At 60.7% G+C, this 17366-nt stretch carries 17 protein-coding genes; 5 read left to right on the top strand and 12 right to left on the bottom strand.

Features of this window, described 5'->3' with window-relative positions; all coding sequences use genetic code 11:
- Positions 1 to 1029, top strand: a 1029-nt coding sequence (locus tag DK391_RS40755) for an electron transfer flavoprotein-ubiquinone oxidoreductase (protein ID WP_162601051.1), incomplete at its 5' end; no start/stop codon positions are given.
- Positions 1030 to 1069: 40 nt separating this feature from the next.
- On the opposite strand, the gene DK391_RS40750 is transcribed toward DK391_RS40755, so the two are convergent.
- The 3 genes from DK391_RS40750 to DK391_RS44705 all read right to left on the bottom strand — a co-directional run bounded on the left by DK391_RS40750 (position 1070) and on the right by DK391_RS44705 (position 3918).
- The gene (locus DK391_RS40750) at positions 1070 to 1951 is read right to left on the bottom strand and encodes a class I SAM-dependent methyltransferase (RefSeq protein WP_109483671.1); all 882 of its coding nucleotides are present in this window, start codon (positions 1949 to 1951) and stop codon (positions 1070 to 1072) included.
- Between the two features lie 171 nt (positions 1952 to 2122).
- Positions 2123 to 3304, bottom strand: a complete 1182-nt coding sequence (locus DK391_RS40745) for a M91 family zinc metallopeptidase (RefSeq protein ID WP_109483672.1) — start codon at positions 3302 to 3304, stop codon at positions 2123 to 2125.
- 158 nt (positions 3305 to 3462) lie between these two features.
- Positions 3463 to 3918: a hypothetical protein gene (locus DK391_RS44705; protein ID WP_162601050.1), complete on the bottom strand. Its 456-nt coding sequence runs from the start codon at positions 3916 to 3918 to the stop codon at positions 3463 to 3465.
- A 3-nt stretch (positions 3919 to 3921) separates the two neighbouring features.
- Between DK391_RS44705 and DK391_RS40740 the strand changes: the two genes are divergently transcribed.
- From DK391_RS40740 to DK391_RS40730, 3 genes are all read left to right on the top strand, one after another.
- Positions 3922 to 4452 carry a hypothetical protein gene (locus DK391_RS40740; RefSeq protein ID WP_162601049.1) on the top strand — a complete coding sequence of 177 codons (531 nt, stop codon included), beginning with the start codon at positions 3922 to 3924 and terminating at the stop codon, positions 4450 to 4452.
- 146 nt (positions 4453 to 4598) lie between these two features.
- Positions 4599 to 6191, top strand: a complete 1593-nt coding sequence (locus tag DK391_RS40735; protein WP_204117527.1) for a flavin monoamine oxidase family protein — start codon at positions 4599 to 4601, stop codon at positions 6189 to 6191.
- Positions 6184 to 6603, top strand: coding sequence for a cytochrome c (locus tag DK391_RS40730; protein WP_109483668.1), 420 nt, complete (start codon positions 6184 to 6186; stop codon positions 6601 to 6603). Before DK391_RS40735 ends, DK391_RS40730 begins: the two co-directional genes overlap by 8 nt.
- Before the next feature lie 22 nt (positions 6604 to 6625).
- Here DK391_RS40730 and DK391_RS40725 read toward each other — a convergent pair whose 3' ends face one another.
- The 9 genes from DK391_RS40725 to DK391_RS40685 all read right to left on the bottom strand — a co-directional run bounded on the left by DK391_RS40725 (position 6626) and on the right by DK391_RS40685 (position 16201).
- A complete protein-coding gene (locus tag DK391_RS40725; protein ID WP_109483667.1) occupies positions 6626 to 7558 on the bottom strand; it encodes an MBL fold metallo-hydrolase in 933 nt (310 codons plus the stop codon).
- A gap of 240 nt (positions 7559 to 7798) precedes the next feature.
- The gene (locus DK391_RS40720) at positions 7799 to 8974 is read right to left on the bottom strand and encodes an MFS transporter (RefSeq protein WP_109483666.1); all 1176 of its coding nucleotides are present in this window, start codon (positions 8972 to 8974) and stop codon (positions 7799 to 7801) included.
- Positions 8975 to 9105: 131 nt separating this feature from the next.
- Positions 9106 to 10662: a DHA2 family efflux MFS transporter permease subunit gene (locus tag DK391_RS40715; protein WP_109483665.1), complete on the bottom strand. Its 1557-nt coding sequence runs from the start codon at positions 10660 to 10662 to the stop codon at positions 9106 to 9108.
- Positions 10663 to 10741: 79 nt separating this feature from the next.
- Positions 10742 to 11905, bottom strand: a complete 1164-nt coding sequence (locus tag DK391_RS40710) for an HlyD family efflux transporter periplasmic adaptor subunit (RefSeq protein WP_109483664.1) — start codon at positions 11903 to 11905, stop codon at positions 10742 to 10744.
- Positions 11906 to 11968: 63 nt separating this feature from the next.
- A complete protein-coding gene (locus DK391_RS40705) occupies positions 11969 to 13495 on the bottom strand; it encodes an efflux transporter outer membrane subunit (protein ID WP_239483091.1) in 1527 nt (508 codons plus the stop codon).
- Between the two features lie 130 nt (positions 13496 to 13625).
- A complete protein-coding gene (locus DK391_RS40700) occupies positions 13626 to 14060 on the bottom strand; it encodes a MarR family transcriptional regulator (RefSeq protein ID WP_109483662.1) in 435 nt (144 codons plus the stop codon).
- Between the two features lie 95 nt (positions 14061 to 14155).
- Positions 14156 to 14407, bottom strand: a complete 252-nt coding sequence (locus DK391_RS40695) for a superinfection immunity protein (protein WP_109483661.1) — start codon at positions 14405 to 14407, stop codon at positions 14156 to 14158.
- Positions 14408 to 14575: 168 nt separating this feature from the next.
- Positions 14576 to 15481, bottom strand: coding sequence for a LysR family transcriptional regulator (locus tag DK391_RS40690; RefSeq protein ID WP_109483660.1), 906 nt, complete (start codon positions 15479 to 15481; stop codon positions 14576 to 14578).
- A gap of 90 nt (positions 15482 to 15571) precedes the next feature.
- The gene (locus DK391_RS40685; protein WP_109483659.1) at positions 15572 to 16201 is read right to left on the bottom strand and encodes a TetR/AcrR family transcriptional regulator; all 630 of its coding nucleotides are present in this window, start codon (positions 16199 to 16201) and stop codon (positions 15572 to 15574) included.
- Between the two features lie 211 nt (positions 16202 to 16412).
- On the opposite strand from DK391_RS40685, the gene DK391_RS40680 reads away from it, so the two are divergent.
- Complete coding sequence (locus DK391_RS40680) at positions 16413 to 17159, top strand: SDR family NAD(P)-dependent oxidoreductase (RefSeq protein ID WP_109483658.1); 747 nt, start codon at positions 16413 to 16415, stop codon at positions 17157 to 17159.
- Positions 17160 to 17366: the final 207 nt, after the last annotated feature.

The raw sequence follows: 17366 nt of genomic DNA, 5'->3' as shown, positions 1-17366 counted from the left end.
GCCGATCCGCAGGTGTATGGCATCGGCATCAAGGAACTGTGGGAAATCGATCCGTCGAAGCACAAGCCGGGTCTGGTGATCCCCACGGCTGGCTGGCCTTTGGACTCGCAGACCTACGGCCGCTCGTTCCTGTATCACATCGACAATAACCAGGTGATGGGTGGTTTCGTCGTGGGTCTCGGCTACTCGAATCCTTATCTGTCGCCGTTTGAAGAGTTCCAGCGCTACAAGACACATCCGTCGATTCGCTCATACCTAGAAGGCGGCAAGCGCGTGTCGTATGGCGCGCGAGCGATTACAGCAGGCGGCCTGATGTCGCTGCCAAAGCTCATTTTCCCCGGTGGCGCACTGGTTGGCGATGACGCAGGCTTCCTGAACGCCTCGCGAATCAAGGGCTCGCACGCGGCCATCAAGACAGGCATGCTAGCCGCCGACGCTGCATTCGACGCCGTGCAAGCGGGCCGTCACAACGATGAACTGGCTGCGTATCCCGATTCATTCAAAGCCTCATGGCTGCATACGGAGCTATATAAAGCCCGCAACTTCAAGCAGTGGATGAGCAAGGGACTTTACGTAGGCGCGCTGATGGTCGGCATCGAGCAAAAGCTGTTGAAAGGCAACGTGCCATGGACGCTGCATCACCGCCACTGGGATCACGAAACGCTAAAACCCGCGTCACAGTGCAAACCAATCGACTATCCGAAGCCAGACGGCAAGCTCACGTTCGACCGTTTATCTTCAGTGTTCATTTCGAACACGAATCACGAAGAAAATCAGCCTGCTCATCTGACGCTGAAGAACGCCAGCGTTCCCATTGAAGTCAATCTGAAAACCTATGCAGGACCGGAAGTGCGATTCTGTCCCGCAGGCGTCTACGAGTTCATAAAAACCGACGCAAACGAAGACCGCTTGCAGATCAACGCGCAAAACTGCGTGCACTGCAAGACGTGCGACATCAAAGACCCGCCACAGAACATCGTATGGGTCACACCAGAAGGTGGTGGTGGACCCAACTATCCGAACATGTGAAGCGGCGTCACGGCTGAGATCAAACCTGATCAGGCAATCACTAAGGCTTGACGAACTTGAGCGTCATCCGGTCCGACTCGCCGATTGCGGCAAACCGTGACCGGTCGACGTCACCACCCTCATAGGTCGGCGGCAGCGACCACACGCCGTGTGGATAGTCCTTCGTATCCTTCGGATTCGCGTTGATCTCGCTGCGCGCGGCCAGCACGAAACCCGCTGCCTGCGCATGCTCGATGACGAACGCTTCCGTCACATAACCGGTATCGATCATTTGTTGCTCTGTCGTTCCTGGCCGTGCGCGATGCTCTTCGACGCCCAGTACGCCGCCATGCTTGAGCGCGCCGTAGAACACGCGCAGATTCGCATCGAGTTGCCCGTCCTTGATCCAGTTATGGATATTCCGGAACGTGAACACACGGTCGAAACTCGCATTTGAATCGAAGCCATTGAACTGCCCCGCGTGCAACGTGCCGACCACAACGTTGCTATAAACCACGGGATTGTTCGCGAGTTTCTTCCGATAGGCGCTATCGGTCGCGGAGTCTTCGGCAGCGAGATCCGCCGATGTGCTCAGATATTGCGCTTCATACAGATGCCCGCCATCGCGCAGATAGGGCGCAAGAATGTCCGTATACCAGCCGCCGCCCGGCGCAATCTCCAGCACCGTTTGTGTCGGACCAAGATCGAAGAATTGCAATGTCTCTTTCGGATGGCGATAAACGTCACGCGCTCGCGCCGGATTGCTGCGTTGCGAACCGCCGATAGCAGCATCGAGTGATGAATTGCCTGGACCTTGCGACTCAGTTCCTCGCGGCGCATTCTGCGAACTCAGCGATGAGGACGTGCAACCCGCCAACGCGAGCATGGACAAGGTGGCGACGATTGCGACTGTGCGCGCGCGATTGAGGTAAGTAGCGGACATGGAATCGTTCAAGGTCGAAGATACGCATACGATACGCGTTTCCTGAAGTGTTTGCTCCACGCTTTTTTAAAGCCGCCCAGGTGCCAGGTTCGCAGATAAAAAGCCAGTATCGCAGATGAGTTTGAACTCGCAAGGCTCGCTATCGAAGAGGCCGCGTTGCCTGCCGGTGTGTCAACGGAAACGCTCGCATATGAAACTGTAGCGACCAAACTGCAGGATCATCGTCCTGTCCAGCAACACTTTCTGCCACTGGGTTTCGACGCGGCCAAACGCGCCAAAGCCTTTAAAGCGTATTTCGCCGTCGGTCATCCATTGTGCAATGGCAGTGGCGCGTCCCCGAGGGTCCGTCTTGCCGCGAACAATCTTGTCTGGGTCATCCACCGGACGGAGTTCGTAGTCGAACACCAGGGGATCGTCCGGGCCGCTGCCGCTAACCTTGATAGAGAAAGAAATCTGTGACCGCGCACTGACGTCGCCGTGCTTGAGCGCGGCTCGGGTGCTCCGGTTCACGGTCGATTCGCCGTAGTAAGTCCGCAGCGGAAAAGCCTTGACGTGACGCAGCCGGTTTTCCGTGAACCGGCATCGGTCATAAGGCGGGAGTCCGACCGTCATCGCCTCCTCCCAGTAATCCTCGATTCCTTTTGGCTGGAAGACGCATCGGCCCGTCACCAGCCGCCATCCGTGGATCATCTCGTGAGCCAGCGCGATCCACGGCGGACGGGTCATCCAGACAGCGCGTTGCTGCACCGGCAGGTCTTCGCACATCTGGACGGAGTCAGGGTCCCACAGAACCATGGCCGGCGTACCCGCGCCCGGCGTCAGATAGTCCATCACGTGATAGCCGATCAAGCCGCGTTGAAGAGAACACACCTGCGTTGAACCTGCCTGCAGTTCCAGTCCCTTCTGCCCTGTCTCCTTGTGCGCAAAGGGGACGGGTTTTGACCTCACCTTTTGCACGTAGGCTTCCCTGTCTCCGCCGCTGGCTTGAGGAACAAAGAATTTCAGGAACTTCTTCACGGCAGGATTCTGATCAGTGATCCTGCGAGTATCGAGCAGTTCCTGAATCTTGTTCCACAGGGCCTTTGTTTCGAGCACTTCCTGGTAACACGCCGCCTTGCAACCGCCCGTCGAAGAATCCGGTTGCCTGCACTTGTTGCCCTCCACGAGCGCGGCCTTCACGATCACCAGTTCGCGACCGGCGCGTGCAATGTCGTCGAGCAAACTGGATCCGACATCAGTCGCGCGGATTTGCGCCAACGACTGATCGACGGCGCGCGCGAACTTGGCCTGTTCTGCGTTGGTGGGCACACGCACCGAACCTGCGACATACGCTGTTTCTATTCTGAGCGTCATGACACGCCTCGCGAGGATTGGGTTCGTGCTCATCCAGCGCCGCAGCGCCAGAGAAGATTGAAATGGGTCGGGTGCAGAAGAGTACGCTGGCGAAACAGCTTGTTTGGGCGCACTATCGCGATCGGATCCTTAACAGGCTATCTCAAACGAACCCAAATTCAAGGCGATTTTGACGCACGCGATTGGCGCGGACTTCGGAAACATGTCAGCCGAAGGGCGCTGAACGAAAAAGCACTGTGCACCATCGCGACCAGCGCTGAAATATGCACTATCTTCGATATGCTTCCCGTCGTCATGAAGCGGGAAAGCGCAACGGCGACGAGGGAGGATGGATGCAACTGCACATGAAGTTGATCTTGCTCGCTCGTGTCTGCGTGCCAATCGAGGTGCTCGCATTGTCTGGCGGTGCTTCGCCCTGCGTTGCCGCGCCATCGCCACAGCATCCCGTTACTCTGATCGAGCGTGTCGATTTCGTTCTCGACACAGATGCCCAGACGAAAAAGAAAGAGGAAGAGGAAAAAAAACGCAAGGCTGAGCAGCGCCGCGCCGCAGCAGCCAAAGCGAAGTCCAATCCAAAGGCGGCTTCCGCTGCAACTGCCGGGCAAACCGGACATGGTGTGGCGTCAAGTGCGCCAGAGGCATCGTCATCGCAAGGGGCGGCAGCGTCAACGCCTGCTGTCAGTTCGACCGCACCAGCGCCGGCGTCGTCCGCTGAAGGGAAACCGGCTGCATCGGCAAGTGGGAGTTCAGCCGCGGCGCGCAACCCTACTGCGTCGGGCAACAACGCGTCGCGTCCTGCGCGGCTGACCAGAGAGCAACTGTCCGCGCTGATGCCGGGCGCCACGGTACGAAGGACAAACACTGCGGGCGCCTTGCGGCAATGGGTCAACGGTGCAGACGGCACACTGACTGTCTACTGGGCAGGTGGCGGCTTGCTCAACACGCACAGCGCGAGCGGCAAGTGGAGCGTGACGGGCGATGGTCACTTTTGCCTTCAGATCGACTGGCCCGATACGCCCGAGAACTGGTGCCGCTTTCTGGAACCGACAGCCAGCGGCGCGTATCAGCCGGTTCCCGACGTCATTGACGCAGGCTGGACTCCACCCAAAGATAAAACCGAATGGCGGCCCTTGACCATTCGCCGCTAGCGCAAACGACGGATCGCAGTGCGCGCAATGCACGCGCTACTCACACGCAACCCCGACAGATGCAACGGATGACGAAAAACCGTCGATAGTTTTAATATCTGAATCTGTACGTTCTTATTTCTCCTCAGCCGCGAGACCCTGTCCTCATGTCGAGAATGACCGCAACCGGGATGAGCCGGCGGCACCTGTTGACGCTGATCGGCAAGAACCTCGGCGCGGCCGCCATGATGCAGGGCATGGGCACGCTAGGGTTCGCCGCTTCTTCGACTTACGCCGGACCGGTCAAGCTCGACGGCGCGCCGAAAGGCACGCGTATCCTCGTGCTTGGCGCAGGCATGGCCGGCCTCGTCGCCGCTTTCGAGTTGAAACATGCCGGCTACGAAGTGCAGGTGCTCGAGTACAACAACCGCGCGGGTGGCCGGGCCTGGACCGTCAGAGGCGGCGACCGGTATACAGAACTCGGCGGCGCCACCCAGTACTGTGAATTCGCCGACGGGCTGTATCTGAACCCTGGGCCGTGGCGTATCCCGTATCACCACAATGGCGTGCTCGACTACGCAAAACGCCTGGCGGTGCCGCTCGAACCATTCATCCAGGTCAACTACAACGCGTACCTGCATTCGACAGCCGCTTTCGACGGCAAGCCGCAGCGGTTCCGGGCCGTGCAGACCGACTATCAAGGTTATGTCGCCGAGTTGCTTACGAAGGCAATCCGCAAGGATGCGCTCGACGATGCCGTGTCAACCGACGATGCGCATCTGCTGCTCGAATCCCTGCGTCAGTGGGGCGCGCTCGATCGGAATGGTGCCTATCAGGCGGGCCGGCGAAGCAGCGAACGCCGTGGCTATGCGGTCGCGCGCGGCGGAGGTCTGATGCCCTCGGCCGTGCCTTCCGATCTGCTGCCGCGCGACCCTTTGCTGGCGTCGCGTTTGTGGCAATGGCTCGCGTCCGGAAACGAGCAGGACTATCAGAGCAGCATTTTCCAGCCGGTCGGCGGCATGGACAGGATTGCCAATGCGCTCTATTCACAGGTCGCCGGCAACGTGATGTTCCACGCGAGAGTCACGGCCATTCAGCAGGACGAGCACGGCGTCACCGTCCGCTATACGGATACGGCCACCCAAGCCGAACGGACTGCGCACGCGGATTGGCTGGTGTGCACGATTCCGCTTTCGATCCTGAGTCAGATCGATATGACGATCGGCCCAGACATGCGGGCCGCGATCGACGCCGTGCCCTACGAGACCTCCGTGAAAATCGGGCTGCAATTCGGCCGGCGATTCTGGGAAGAGGACGAACAGATTTTCGGCGGCATCACGCATACGGATCTGCCGATTTCGACGATCGGCTATCCGGCGACAGGCTACGGATCGCCCGGCCCTGCCGTGTTGCTCGGCGCTTATATGTGGGGACCTGCCAGCTATGAAATGGGCGCGCTGCCGCCGGATGAACGCATTGCCGTCGCATTGAGCCAGGGCAGCCAGATCCATCCACAGTACGCACGCGAGTATCAGAATGGCTTCGCGATGAGCTGGAGCCGGTCGCCGTTCACGCATGGCTGCTTCGCCGCGTGGACGGATGCCTTGCGAAAAGCACACTACGCGAATCTCTGTCAGATCGACGGGCGGATTGTGCTTGCGGGCGAGCACGCTTCGCATATCCCCGCATGGCAGGAAGGCGCCGTGCTGTCGTCGCTGGATGCGATCACGCGCCTGCATCGGAGAATCGTCAATGGATAGGCTGGCGCGACACGGCGGCTGGCTGTCGATGGGTTTGCTGGCGTTCGCAGCGATGGCGTCGGCTTCAGCGCAAGCGCAGGACGCGTCGCGTGCATTTACGATTTCGCCGGGTTATCGCTTCACCGAAACGAGCGGCGAAGCGCTTTACAACGCCACGTGCGCGGGCTGCCACATGCCGGACGGAAAAGGCGCACAGGGCGCGGGCCGCTACCCGGCACTCGCAGACAACCCGGCGCTCGAAGCCGCGCCCTATGTCATTGTCAACGTGCTGCATGGCCGCAAGTCAATGCCATCGTTCGGCGACGAGATGAACGATGAACAGGTCGCAGCCGTCGTCAATTACACGCGGACGCATTTCGGCAACCGGTTTGCTGCAAGTGTCACGGCAAGTCAGGTTAAAAGCTTGCGCTGACAGATCGACAGTCGCGTGGCGATCAGTAATCCCACTGCACCGGCACGAAACGGTAGCCTGCGCGGTTCTTCGCAATGTGCCCAACCGACGGAAACGCGACGTGTGCTGCCGCCAGCAGAGCGCCTGTTTCAGCAGCCTCGTCGAGCAGTGCGATACGCACGTCCACCGACATTTCCGGATCGTGCTCGAAGCCGTTTTGCCAGTTGGGATTGTCGAAGCCGACATCGAAAATCGCGTCGCCTACGAACGTGAGCTTCTCCCCTTTCGATGCGACGTCAACCACGCAATGCCCCGGCGTGTGTCCGCCCGTCACGCGCGCGGACACACCCGCCGCGACTTCCACGGTCTGATCGAACTGCACGATGTTCTCGCTGTAGAGTTCCACGAACTTTGCCGCTGCCTTGCGAAGCGCAGGCGGAACCGTTTCGGGCATCACTGTCTTGCTGAAATCAGGATTCTTCCAGAACTCCACTTCCGCGGCCGCCACGTGAATGCGCACGTCAGGGCGCAGCTTTGCCTTCACACCGTCGACATTCAGGCCGCCGACGTGATCCATGTGCATATGCGTGATCACGATATCGGTGATGGCAGCCAGATCGATGCCCGCCGATTCCAGTCGCATCACCGACTGACCGGCGCGCGTGAAGTATTCGAAGCCGTCGCCGACGCCCGAGTCGATCAGGATCAGGCGTTCGCCGCTGCGCACGAGCGCGATGTTCAGCGCCCAGTCGAACGTGTCGCGTTGCAGGATACGGCCATCGAACCATTCGTTGCGGTCCGCTTCGCTCACGTTGGTGGACATGGTGGAGGTCGGCAGCGGCAGGATGCCGTCGCTGATCATCACGACAACGACGTCGCCCACGCGCACGGCATAGCGGGAAGGCACGAGTTCGCCCGAGCCCTGTTTTCCGGGGCCGGCAATAACCGGCTGCACATTGCGGGTTGTTTCGCTCATCTTGAGCAATCCTTTTAATCGAGTGGGGTTGCCGCACGTGGGGGCGCGGTTCGCGAGCACGATCGTGAATATCGCGTGCTTCGTTTAGCTCGCGTTTCGAACGACCGTAGAACCGATTTTAGTAAGGGAGCGCCAACGCCAGTAGCGCCGTGAATGCCTGCATGATGTTGTCCGTGCGACAACAATTGGATGGCGTAGCAATGAGAGACGGCGCGCGCGCAGTGTATGTCGCGGTGCGTTCTACACCTTCACCGACAGCACTTCAACCTGCTTCCTGTCACCCAGAAACGCGAGCATCAGCGCCATCAACCCGCACAACGCGATGAGCGTCAGCAGTGCATCCTTGCCGACATGCACCAGCACCCACCCGCCCAGCGACGGAAAACCAAACACACCGATAAAGTAAGCCGCGACGAACCACGTCAACGCAGCCCGGCGATGCACGGCGGCGGAATCGTTGACCGCCTGGGTCTGGATCACGGGATACGCAAGCCCATATCCCGTGGCAAGCAGCACAGCAGCGGCCGCATGGGCCGACACATGGTAAGGCACCGCGAACATGGCGACGATGCCCAGCAGCATCATCACGAGCAGCACTTTCGTCGCCGTTTCGCGCCGCAGACTGACGACGAACCGCGTCAGCAGCCAGCGCACCACCACGACCGTCACGGCGTACACGCTGAAGAAGGTGCTCGCCTGTGCATGCGTGCCCTGCACCAGCGACATCTGGAACGTCATCAGCCCGGAGAACACGCATGCGCCCAGTGCGACCATCAGCACGGGATACATCGCGCGCGTGCGTGCCACGGCACCGATGCCGCGCCACCAGCGTTCGGGTGCCGACGGCAGCGAAGATAGCGGTGAGACGCGTCCAAACAGCTCCAGTATCAGCGCCGCCAGCACACAGCAGGCGCTGACGACATACAGCACGCCCGTGAGTGTCCAGTGCCATGAATGAATCGCAAAGCCCGCCAGCGCCGGGCATCCGCCGATACCCGCCATCTGGAACGTGCCGAAGCGCAGGAACCAGAAGCCTCGCTCGGCATCGTCGGTGCGCTCTGCCAGCGAAATCGGCGCAGCCAGATAGAACGCGCCCCACCCTAGCCCCACGAGAAACGCGGGAATCACCTCGAGCACACCGACGCGCTCGATCAGCGCGAAACCCGCCACGCCCACGCCGACGCACAGAGCCGCAAGCGACGTCATCCGCGCCGCACCAATGCGATGATGCGACAGCCACCCGACCAGCGGCACGCCGACAAAGGTGCCCACCATCGCGCCCACCAGCGTGAGGCCGGTATCGACGTCGCTGCCGCCGACATACCTGAAGCGCATCGAAAGAAGAAAGGTCGCGCCGTACCCTGCTCCCGTGAGCAGCGTACCGATAAGCACGAGAAATCCGTTGAATGGCCGCATGGAATAGGTCCGGAATCGCTGCGGGTCGTCGAGCGCTACGGGAGTATGTACCAAAGCGGCGTCTGACTGCCTGGAAGCGGCGGCACCCGCCCGCCATCGGGAGCGCGTGCCGCAGTACTGCACAGCGAGGCTCAGTGCGCCGCTGCCGCTGCGTCGCTGGAACCGCCCGCCTTGCCAGGCTTCGTGATCCAGATCAGCGGAATGATGATGATCATGACGATAGCGGCCCCGTAGAACACGTCGTTCAGACCCATCATTGCCGCCTGCGTCTGCACCGTGTGATCGAACAGCGCGAACGAAGCGTCCTTGCCGACACCCAGCAGCGAATGGTACGAATCGAGTTGCTGGTTGAACATCGGGTTGGTTGGGCTGGACTGCTGGGTCAGGATTTCATGGTGAAAGATCGTGCGGTTGTTCCAGATCACATTGGCGATCGACGTGCCGATCCCGCCGAAGAACATCCGTCCGAAGGTGGACAAGCCCGCCGCCGCAGGCACTTTCTCAGGCGGCTGTCCCGACAGGATGATCACGGTCAGCGGCGCGAAAAACAGTGCCATCGGGATGCCTTGCAGCAGCGTCGGCAGGATGATGTATCCCTCGCTGAGATCCGTGTAGAAGAACGAACGCATGTAGTAGACGATCGCAAAGCCGATGAACGCAAAGGTGCCGATAATGCGCGCATCCGAGCGCGGCAGGATCTTGCCCATGATCGGTGCGCCGATCACCGCGAAAATGCCCAGCGGCGCGGTCGCCAGCCCGGCATCGACGGCGCGGTAACCGAGGTACTCCTGCATCCACTGCGGCAGCAACACAAGCGTGCCGAAGAAAATTGCATACGCAACCGCAATCGAGATCGTCCCACCCAGGAAATTGCGCTGCTTGAACAAGGTCAGATCGACGATCGGATTCTTGTCCGTCAGTTCCCACACAATGAACAACGCGAGTCCCACTACTGCGACGATGGTCAGCACGACAATCGTCGTCGATGAGAACCAGTCGAGATCCTTGCCCTTATCCAGCATCACCTGCAACGCGGCGACCCACACGACCAGCAGCACCAGGCCCACTATATCGACGGGAATTTTCTTCGACGGCGTGTCGCGATGCCGGTACAGCATCCACACCATCGCCGCCGCGAACAGGCCCACGGGAATGTTGATATAAAAGATCCACGACCAGCTATAGCTGTCCGTCACCCAGCCGCCGAGCGCCGGCCCCACGATCGGCCCCGTCACGACGATCATCGAGAACAATGAAAGCGCCAGCGAAGATTTATTCTTTGGCCATGAACTCAGCAGCAATGCCTGCGACATCGGAATCAGCGGCCCGGCTACCGCGCCTTGCAATATCCGCGCGGCAAGCAGCACCGGCAGCGAAGGCGCAATGCCGCACAGCCACGACGCGATCACGAACAGCAGGATCGAGCCGACGAACAGCCGCACCTGTCCGAGGCGTTGCGTCAACCAGCCGGTCAACGGTATCGCCACCGAGTTCGCCGCGGCAAACACCGTGATCACCCACGTGCCTTCATCGACAGACACGCCGAGGTTGCCGGAGATGGTTGGGATCGCAACGTTCGCGATCGACGAATCGAGCACGGTCATGAAACCGGCCAGGCCGACGACGAACGAGCCTATCGCAAGCTTCGCGCCCGTCAGCGGGGGATGAGTCAATTGTTGGGTGGTCATAGTGATCCAGGCAGGGTGATGCTGGCCTTCGTGAATTCAGGGAAGCGGGCATCGCATGCCCGGACCGGTTGCACGCGTGTCATTCGTTCGCGGCGATGATGCGGGCGATCGCATCGTTGGCTTCGTCGCCGTACTTCGCGAACACGTCGGTCTTGTAGCTCGAGCGGGGATCGACGGTCGTCAGCGTGGCTGCGTTGCTGTTCTTCACGTCCACGTTGACGTTCATCGAAAGGCCCACGCGCAGCGGGCTTTTCTCGAGTTCATCGGCAGGAATCTCGATGCGCACGGGCAGCCGCTGTACCACCTTGATCCAGTTACCCGTCGCGTTCTGCGCAGGCAGCAGTGCCAGCGCCGACCCGGTGCCGGGCGTGAAGCCCGCGACCTTGCCGTGATAAACGACAGTCGAGCCATAAACATCGGCAGTCAGTTCGACGGGCTGTCCGACGCGGATATGCCGAAGCTGCCATTCCTTGAAGTTCGCATCGACCCACACCTGATTGAGCGGCACCACCGACATCAGCGGCGTCCCCGTGGCGATGCGCTGGCCGACCTGCACGCTGCGCTGCGCGACATAACCGGTGACGGGCGCGGGCAAGGTGGTGCGCGCATACGCGAGATACGCATCACGGACATGTGCGGCGCTGGCCTGCACATCGGGGTGATCTTCGATCGACGTGTTGGCCGTCAGCGCGCGGTTCGCGCCGAGTTGTTGCTTCGCGGCGTCGAGCGCGGCCTGCGCGGACTTGACGGCATCGCGTGCATGCGAAATCTCTTCGTCCGATACAGCGCCCGTCATGCCCGTAGAGAGCCGGCGACGCAGATCGTCCTGTGCTTTCGACAGATCCGATTGCCGCTCGGCGATGTCCGCACGGTACTTGTCGTCGTTGACGTAGAGACCATGCACGCGGCGCACGGTCTGGCCGAGGTTCGCTTCGGCCTGTTGCAGGGCGATGCGGGCATCGGCGGGATCGATCTGCACGACGGGCTCGCCTTCCTTGACGATCTGCGTGTTGTCCGCGTTGACACCGATCACCGTTCCGCCAATCTGCGGCGTGATCTGCACGACATTGCCGTTCACATACGCATCGTCGGTTTCGACGTGAAAGCGCGCGACGGTGTAGTAGTACGCGCCATACGCGGCGCCCGACGCCGCCAGCGTAGCGGCCAGCAACGCGAGCAGCAGCTTGCGCTTTCCGGCCTTTTTCGGCGGCTCGTTGACCGGTTGGGATTGAGGTGCATTCATGATTGAACTCCAGCGAGATTGGGTGGACGCCAGCCATCGTTCGATGGCGGCGGCTCGAATCGGTTAATCGGTTGTCTTGAGGCTTTTCGGCGCAGGAATCGGCGTGTCGGTGTTCGCAGCGAGGCCGGCTTGCGTCGCGTCGAAGCCGCCGCCCATCGCCTTGCTCAGGCCGATCTGCTGGTCGCGGCGCGCCATCTGCAGATTGATCACCGACTGTTCGGCGGCGAGACGGTTGTCATCGGCGTTCAGCACCTGCAACTGCTGGTTCAGACCCGACTTGTAGCGAACCAGCGCGAGTTGATACGCCTTGGTCTGCGCATCGAGGGCCTGCTGCGAATCGACCAGTTGACGATCGGTGGATTGGATCTGCGAGACCTGTGTGGCCACATCCGACAGCGCATTGATCAGCGTGTGGTTGTAGCTCGCGACGTCGTAATCGAAATCGGCATAGCGGTCCTTCAGTTGCGAGCGCAGTGCGCCTGCATCGAAGATGGGCAGATGGATCGCCGGGCCGCCTTCGATCTGACGGCTCGATGCCGTCAGGAAACGTCCCCATCCAAATGCATCGAGTCCCGCCGACAGCGACAGATTGACGTCCGGATAAAACTCGGTCTTGGCTTCCTTCACGTCCTGCATGTCGGCATTGACCTGCCAGTAGGCGGCCACGATGTCCGGGCGGCGCGAGATCAGGTCGGCGGGCAGATTGCCGGGCAGCGCCACCGCAGCAGCCTCGCCGAACGAAGGATCCGCAATCGCGAGCCCACGGTCCGGTCCTTGCCCGAGCAACGCACCCAACTGATAGCGCACCGTGGTGATCTGTCCGTCGAGATCGCTAACACTGGCGCGGCTGGTCGATGTTTCGCCATACGCAGTCTGCTTTTCGACGTTCGTATCGAGACCGGCGCTGACGCGGCCTTCCGTGATCCGCCCGATGTCTTCGCGATTGCGCACTTCGCGGCTCTCGACATCGCGCAACGCGTACAGCAGCGCGAGATGGTTGTACGTGCTGGCCACGGAAGCAGCGAGCGTGATGCGCACTTCCTCTTCTTCTGCCTCGGCGACCTTCTCTTTCGACACGGCCTTGCGAAGTCGATCGCGGTTCTTGCCCCACAGATCGAGATCCCACGACGCGCTTGCCAGCAGATTGTTCTCGCTCTGCGTCGAGCCGGCATACGGCGGCGGCACGATCGCATTGGCCGAATAGTGCTCGCGTGTCCACGAATAGCTGCCGCTCACGTTCGGATACAGCAACGATTTCGCGCTGCCCACATACGCCGTCGCTTTCTCGATGCGGGCGCGCGCCTGATCGATGGTCGGGTTGTCCTTCAGCGCTTCGTCGATCAGCTTCGGCAATTGGGGATCGCCGAACTGGTTCGACCAGTCGAGCGTCGGCCATTGGCCGCCTTCGTCCGGCAAGCTCTGTTTCGTTTCATAGGTCTCGGGCGTCTGGATCTGCTTGTCGCTTTTGATGCCGGCGTAGTTGACACATCCCGCCAGACTGAATGCCGTGATTGCCGCGGCGAGCAGCGCGGCCGGTCTGCCGATGAACGATCCGCTGCGCTCGCCGTTCGATCTGCCTGCCGCTGTCATCAGGTTCATTTGCGTGTTCATGCTTAGACATCCGTTAAAAAGTGCATATGCACATCGTAGTGTTGGTCGGTGGCCCCATCAATGCGCGCAAACGCATCAGTTTGTTGCCTCACTGTTATCAGCGGCGTTATCAGTCGTTGGGAACGTCGCGCGTGATGCGGAACAGTTCGTCGCGCAGATGCATCGCTTGCTGGCGGCCAAACACGAGTTCGAAATTCGCCTGGGCGGCACGCCAATGCGCGGTGGCCCGTTCGAGTCGCTCGTGTCCCTGTCCGGTGAGCGTGAGGCGCAGGCGCCGGCTGAGACGCTCTTCGGCGGGTGCCACTACGAGTCCATCGCGCAACAGCGGCTTGAGGACGCGCACGAGCGTGGTGCGATCCATCACCAGCGCGTCGGCGAGTTGCACCATCGTCGCTTTGGGATGACGGCTCAGCATGCTGAGGATGCTGAACTGCGTTGGCGTAATGCCAACCTTGGAAAGATGGCGTTCGTATAGCTTCGAGATGTGCCGCGCTGCCTGGCGCACGGCAAAGCAGTCATCGGTTTCGGATGAGATCGGATTCATTTCCACGGGATAGTCTGCGATACCGTTTTCTATTTATATTCGGCATCCTTAGTATTCAGGTTACTTCGAAATTCTGGAGAGCAGGCACGCCTGCTTCAGTCACGCTCCGTTTCGAGCGAATGGCGTTTCTGGCGCGCTGCGTTTTCGGCGCTGCGAAGAACCGTGCCGAACGATTTCGTCGCCCAGCTCAGCGCGCCGATCCATCCTGCAATGGTCCAGCCGAGCAGCAGATTGAGCAGCAACACCCTGGCGGCTTCATGCTTCATCCGGCGCCGGGCGATCATGGATGGCGTGAAATAGACGGCCACACCCACAGTGAGGAATAAGCAAAACAGGAATACGTGCATCTGACACCTTTCTGATAACGCTTGATTTCACGACCAGCCCGTGAAAGTGCATGCGCACAGAATAGCCAAACGAGGTGTGGGAAGCGATGCCCGCAACACCATCACACTGTTGCGTCCAGTTGCATCAATCGGGGCGGCGCTGCCGTCCGGACGGCCCTGACGGCCCTTTTAGCGCACAGTCGTGCGTTCGAAAAAGTCAGTTGCGTGATCGATGAACGCGCGCACTTTGGCGGGGAGCAGCGTGCGGTTGCTGTAGGCGAGGCGGATTTCGATGCCGAAATCGATCAGTTCGAAACCGTCGAGCACCCGCACGAGCGCGCCCGACGCCAGTTCGTTCTGCACCAGCGAGACGGGCACGACGCCGATGCCAAAGCCGCGCAACACCATTTCGCGGTTGAACGCCGGGCTGTTGGAGGAGACGTCGAAACGAAGGGGAATCGTCAGCTCGTCACCATCGATCCGAAAGCTGACGCTCGGACGCCGCAGCGACGGCGACATGGCCACGAACTGGTGATTCGTCAGTTCAGACGGATGGCTCAACGCAGGCAAGCGCTGCAGATACTGCGGCGACGCGGCGAGGATGACGGGTATGCGCTCGAGCAGCCGCACCACCGCCGACTCACTGGTCAACATATACGGCACGACGATACCGAGATCATAGCCGTCGGCGACGAGATCGACGGGGCGCTCGGTGAGCGTGACATCCAGCGTGATTTTCGGGTGCGCGCGCTTGAACTCGGCGATAAGCGGCACGAGGCGCTCCATGGTCGCGGTAGTGTGCGCGACGAGGCGTAGCACGCCGCCTGCCTCACGCGTCTCGCTGCCGACGTCGGCTTCGAGGGCGTCGAGATCGTCGAGAATGCGCACGCAGCCTTCATAGAAGCGCGCGGCGGCTTCCGGCAGCGAAACCTGGCGAGTGGTACGGTGCAGCAGCCTGCAACCGACGCGCTCTTCCAGCGCCGAGATGGCCCGCGACACGGCGGGCCGCGCGAGGCCATGCACGTCGGCGGCTCGCGCGAAGCTCTTCAGTTCGACCACCGAGCGGAACACGCGCAAGCTTTCAACATAGTCCATGGACAAACCTCGCTTTACCTGGATGCCGTGCTCGCGACGGAGTTGCCGCAGGCGGATGTCAGCACTATAACTGCGCCCGCATGGCGTGCGTCAGCGCTTGCCCTGCCCGCCTTCCAGCGCGAAATTCTGCAGCAGCGACTGCCGGCTCGCCTGCAGGATTTCCTCGCCGAGCTTGGGGTCCGCACCGCCGACCGCGCGCGACAGGATCAGCGCGCCGACCATCTCGCTGTAAAACGCCATGGCGTCGCGGCGCGCCGATTCTTCATCTGCGTCTTCGCCGCGCTGTTCGGCGATGAGCGCGGTCAGCGTGTCAAACATCGTCTCGAGGCCGCTCGCGAAGTTCGATTGCGCCTGATTGCCAAGACGCCGGACATCGGCCGTCAGTCCGGCGACGGCGCAGCCCTGCTCGATGTCGCCGCAATGCGTGCCGGACAGATAGAAGTCGACCTGCCGCTTTAGCCGGTTGCCGCCCCGCTTGACGGGCGCAGCGATCGCGTCCTTCAGGTCGCGGTTGGCCTTGTCCATTGCGCTCGCGACGACCTCGGCGGCCAGCGCCTCCTTCGATTCGAAGTGGTTGTAGAAGCCGCCCTGCGTAAATCCTGCCGCCTTCATCAGCGCGCTCAGGCCCACGCCGTCGATGCCGTGCTCGCGGAACAGTTTCTCCGAGGCCGCGATGATGGCCTTGCGATTCTCTTCCGCCTGCTGTTTCGAAACGCCCATCGTTCGATGCTCCACGCGTTCACCGGCCCTGTCGGGCCGATCTGTCTGCTCGATCTTTCTGCTCAATCCGTCACGCAATTATAGCGTCCTTCGAAAAATACAATGGTGATCACCATTGACATCACATCAGCGATCACCGAAACTCAATGTCAATCACCATCGTCTTTTTGGTGACAGGTTTAACTCTCTCTTACTTCATAGCGACTCTTTCATGAAACTCACAGGTAATACGATCTTCATCACGGGCGGCGGTTCGGGCATTGGCCGCGGTCTTGCCGAAGCGCTACACAAGCGCGGCAATCAGGTGATCATTTCGGGCCGGCGCGCGGAGCGTCTGCAAGCGACCATCGACGCGAATCCCGGCATGCGTGCGATATCGCTGGACATCAACAATCCTGCCGACGTGCAGGCCGTCGCGGCGAAGCTGATCGCGGAATATCCCGATCTCAACGTGTTGATCAACAACGCTGGTGTGATGTACCCGGATGGCGCGCAAGGCCCGGTCGACGATGACCTGCTGCGCACGACGGTCGATACGAATCTACTGGGGCCGGTGCGCATGACGTCCGCGCTGATCGAGCATCTAAAGACACGCGAGCATGCTGTCGTCGCGAATGTGACGTCGGTGCTGGGGTTCGTGCCGCTTGCCATTGCGGCGGTGTATAGCGCTACCAAGGCTGCCTTGCATTCGTACACGCTGTCGCAGCGGTATCTGCTGCGTGACAGCACGGTCTCGTTTGTCGAGATTGCGCCGCCCTGGGTTCGCACCGAACTGCTGAATAGCACTGAGGAAGAACGGGCGATGCCGCTGGATACGTTTATCGAAGGGGCTATCGAGTTGCTCGGCACTGATGCCAATGAGATTCTGGTTGGGCCTGCTGTTGATATGCGGGCTAATCCCGGGCCGGGGGAGCATGCGTGGGTTAATGGGTTTAATGATCTGTTTGCGGAGGGGTAAGGGTTTGGTTTTTGGTTTTTTTGTTTTTTTTGTTTTGCCTGGCGGCGGGTGTTCGTGATTCAGGATGTGATTTCTTTGTTGGCATTCGCTTTTTGCTGGCATCCGCTTTTTGTTAGTGGTGCTTCACGCGTTGCCCCTGTGCGGGGCGGCACCTACTTTTCTTTGCCGCCGCAAAGAAAAGTAGGCAAAAGAAAGCGGGCTAACACC

The organism is Paraburkholderia sp. C35 (assembly GCF_003121405.1).
In the GTDB taxonomy this organism is placed as follows: Bacteria; Pseudomonadota; Gammaproteobacteria; order Burkholderiales; family Burkholderiaceae; genus Paraburkholderia.
Note: the sequence above shows the minus strand (reverse complement) of the source record. Positions and strands in the feature narration are given on the sequence as shown.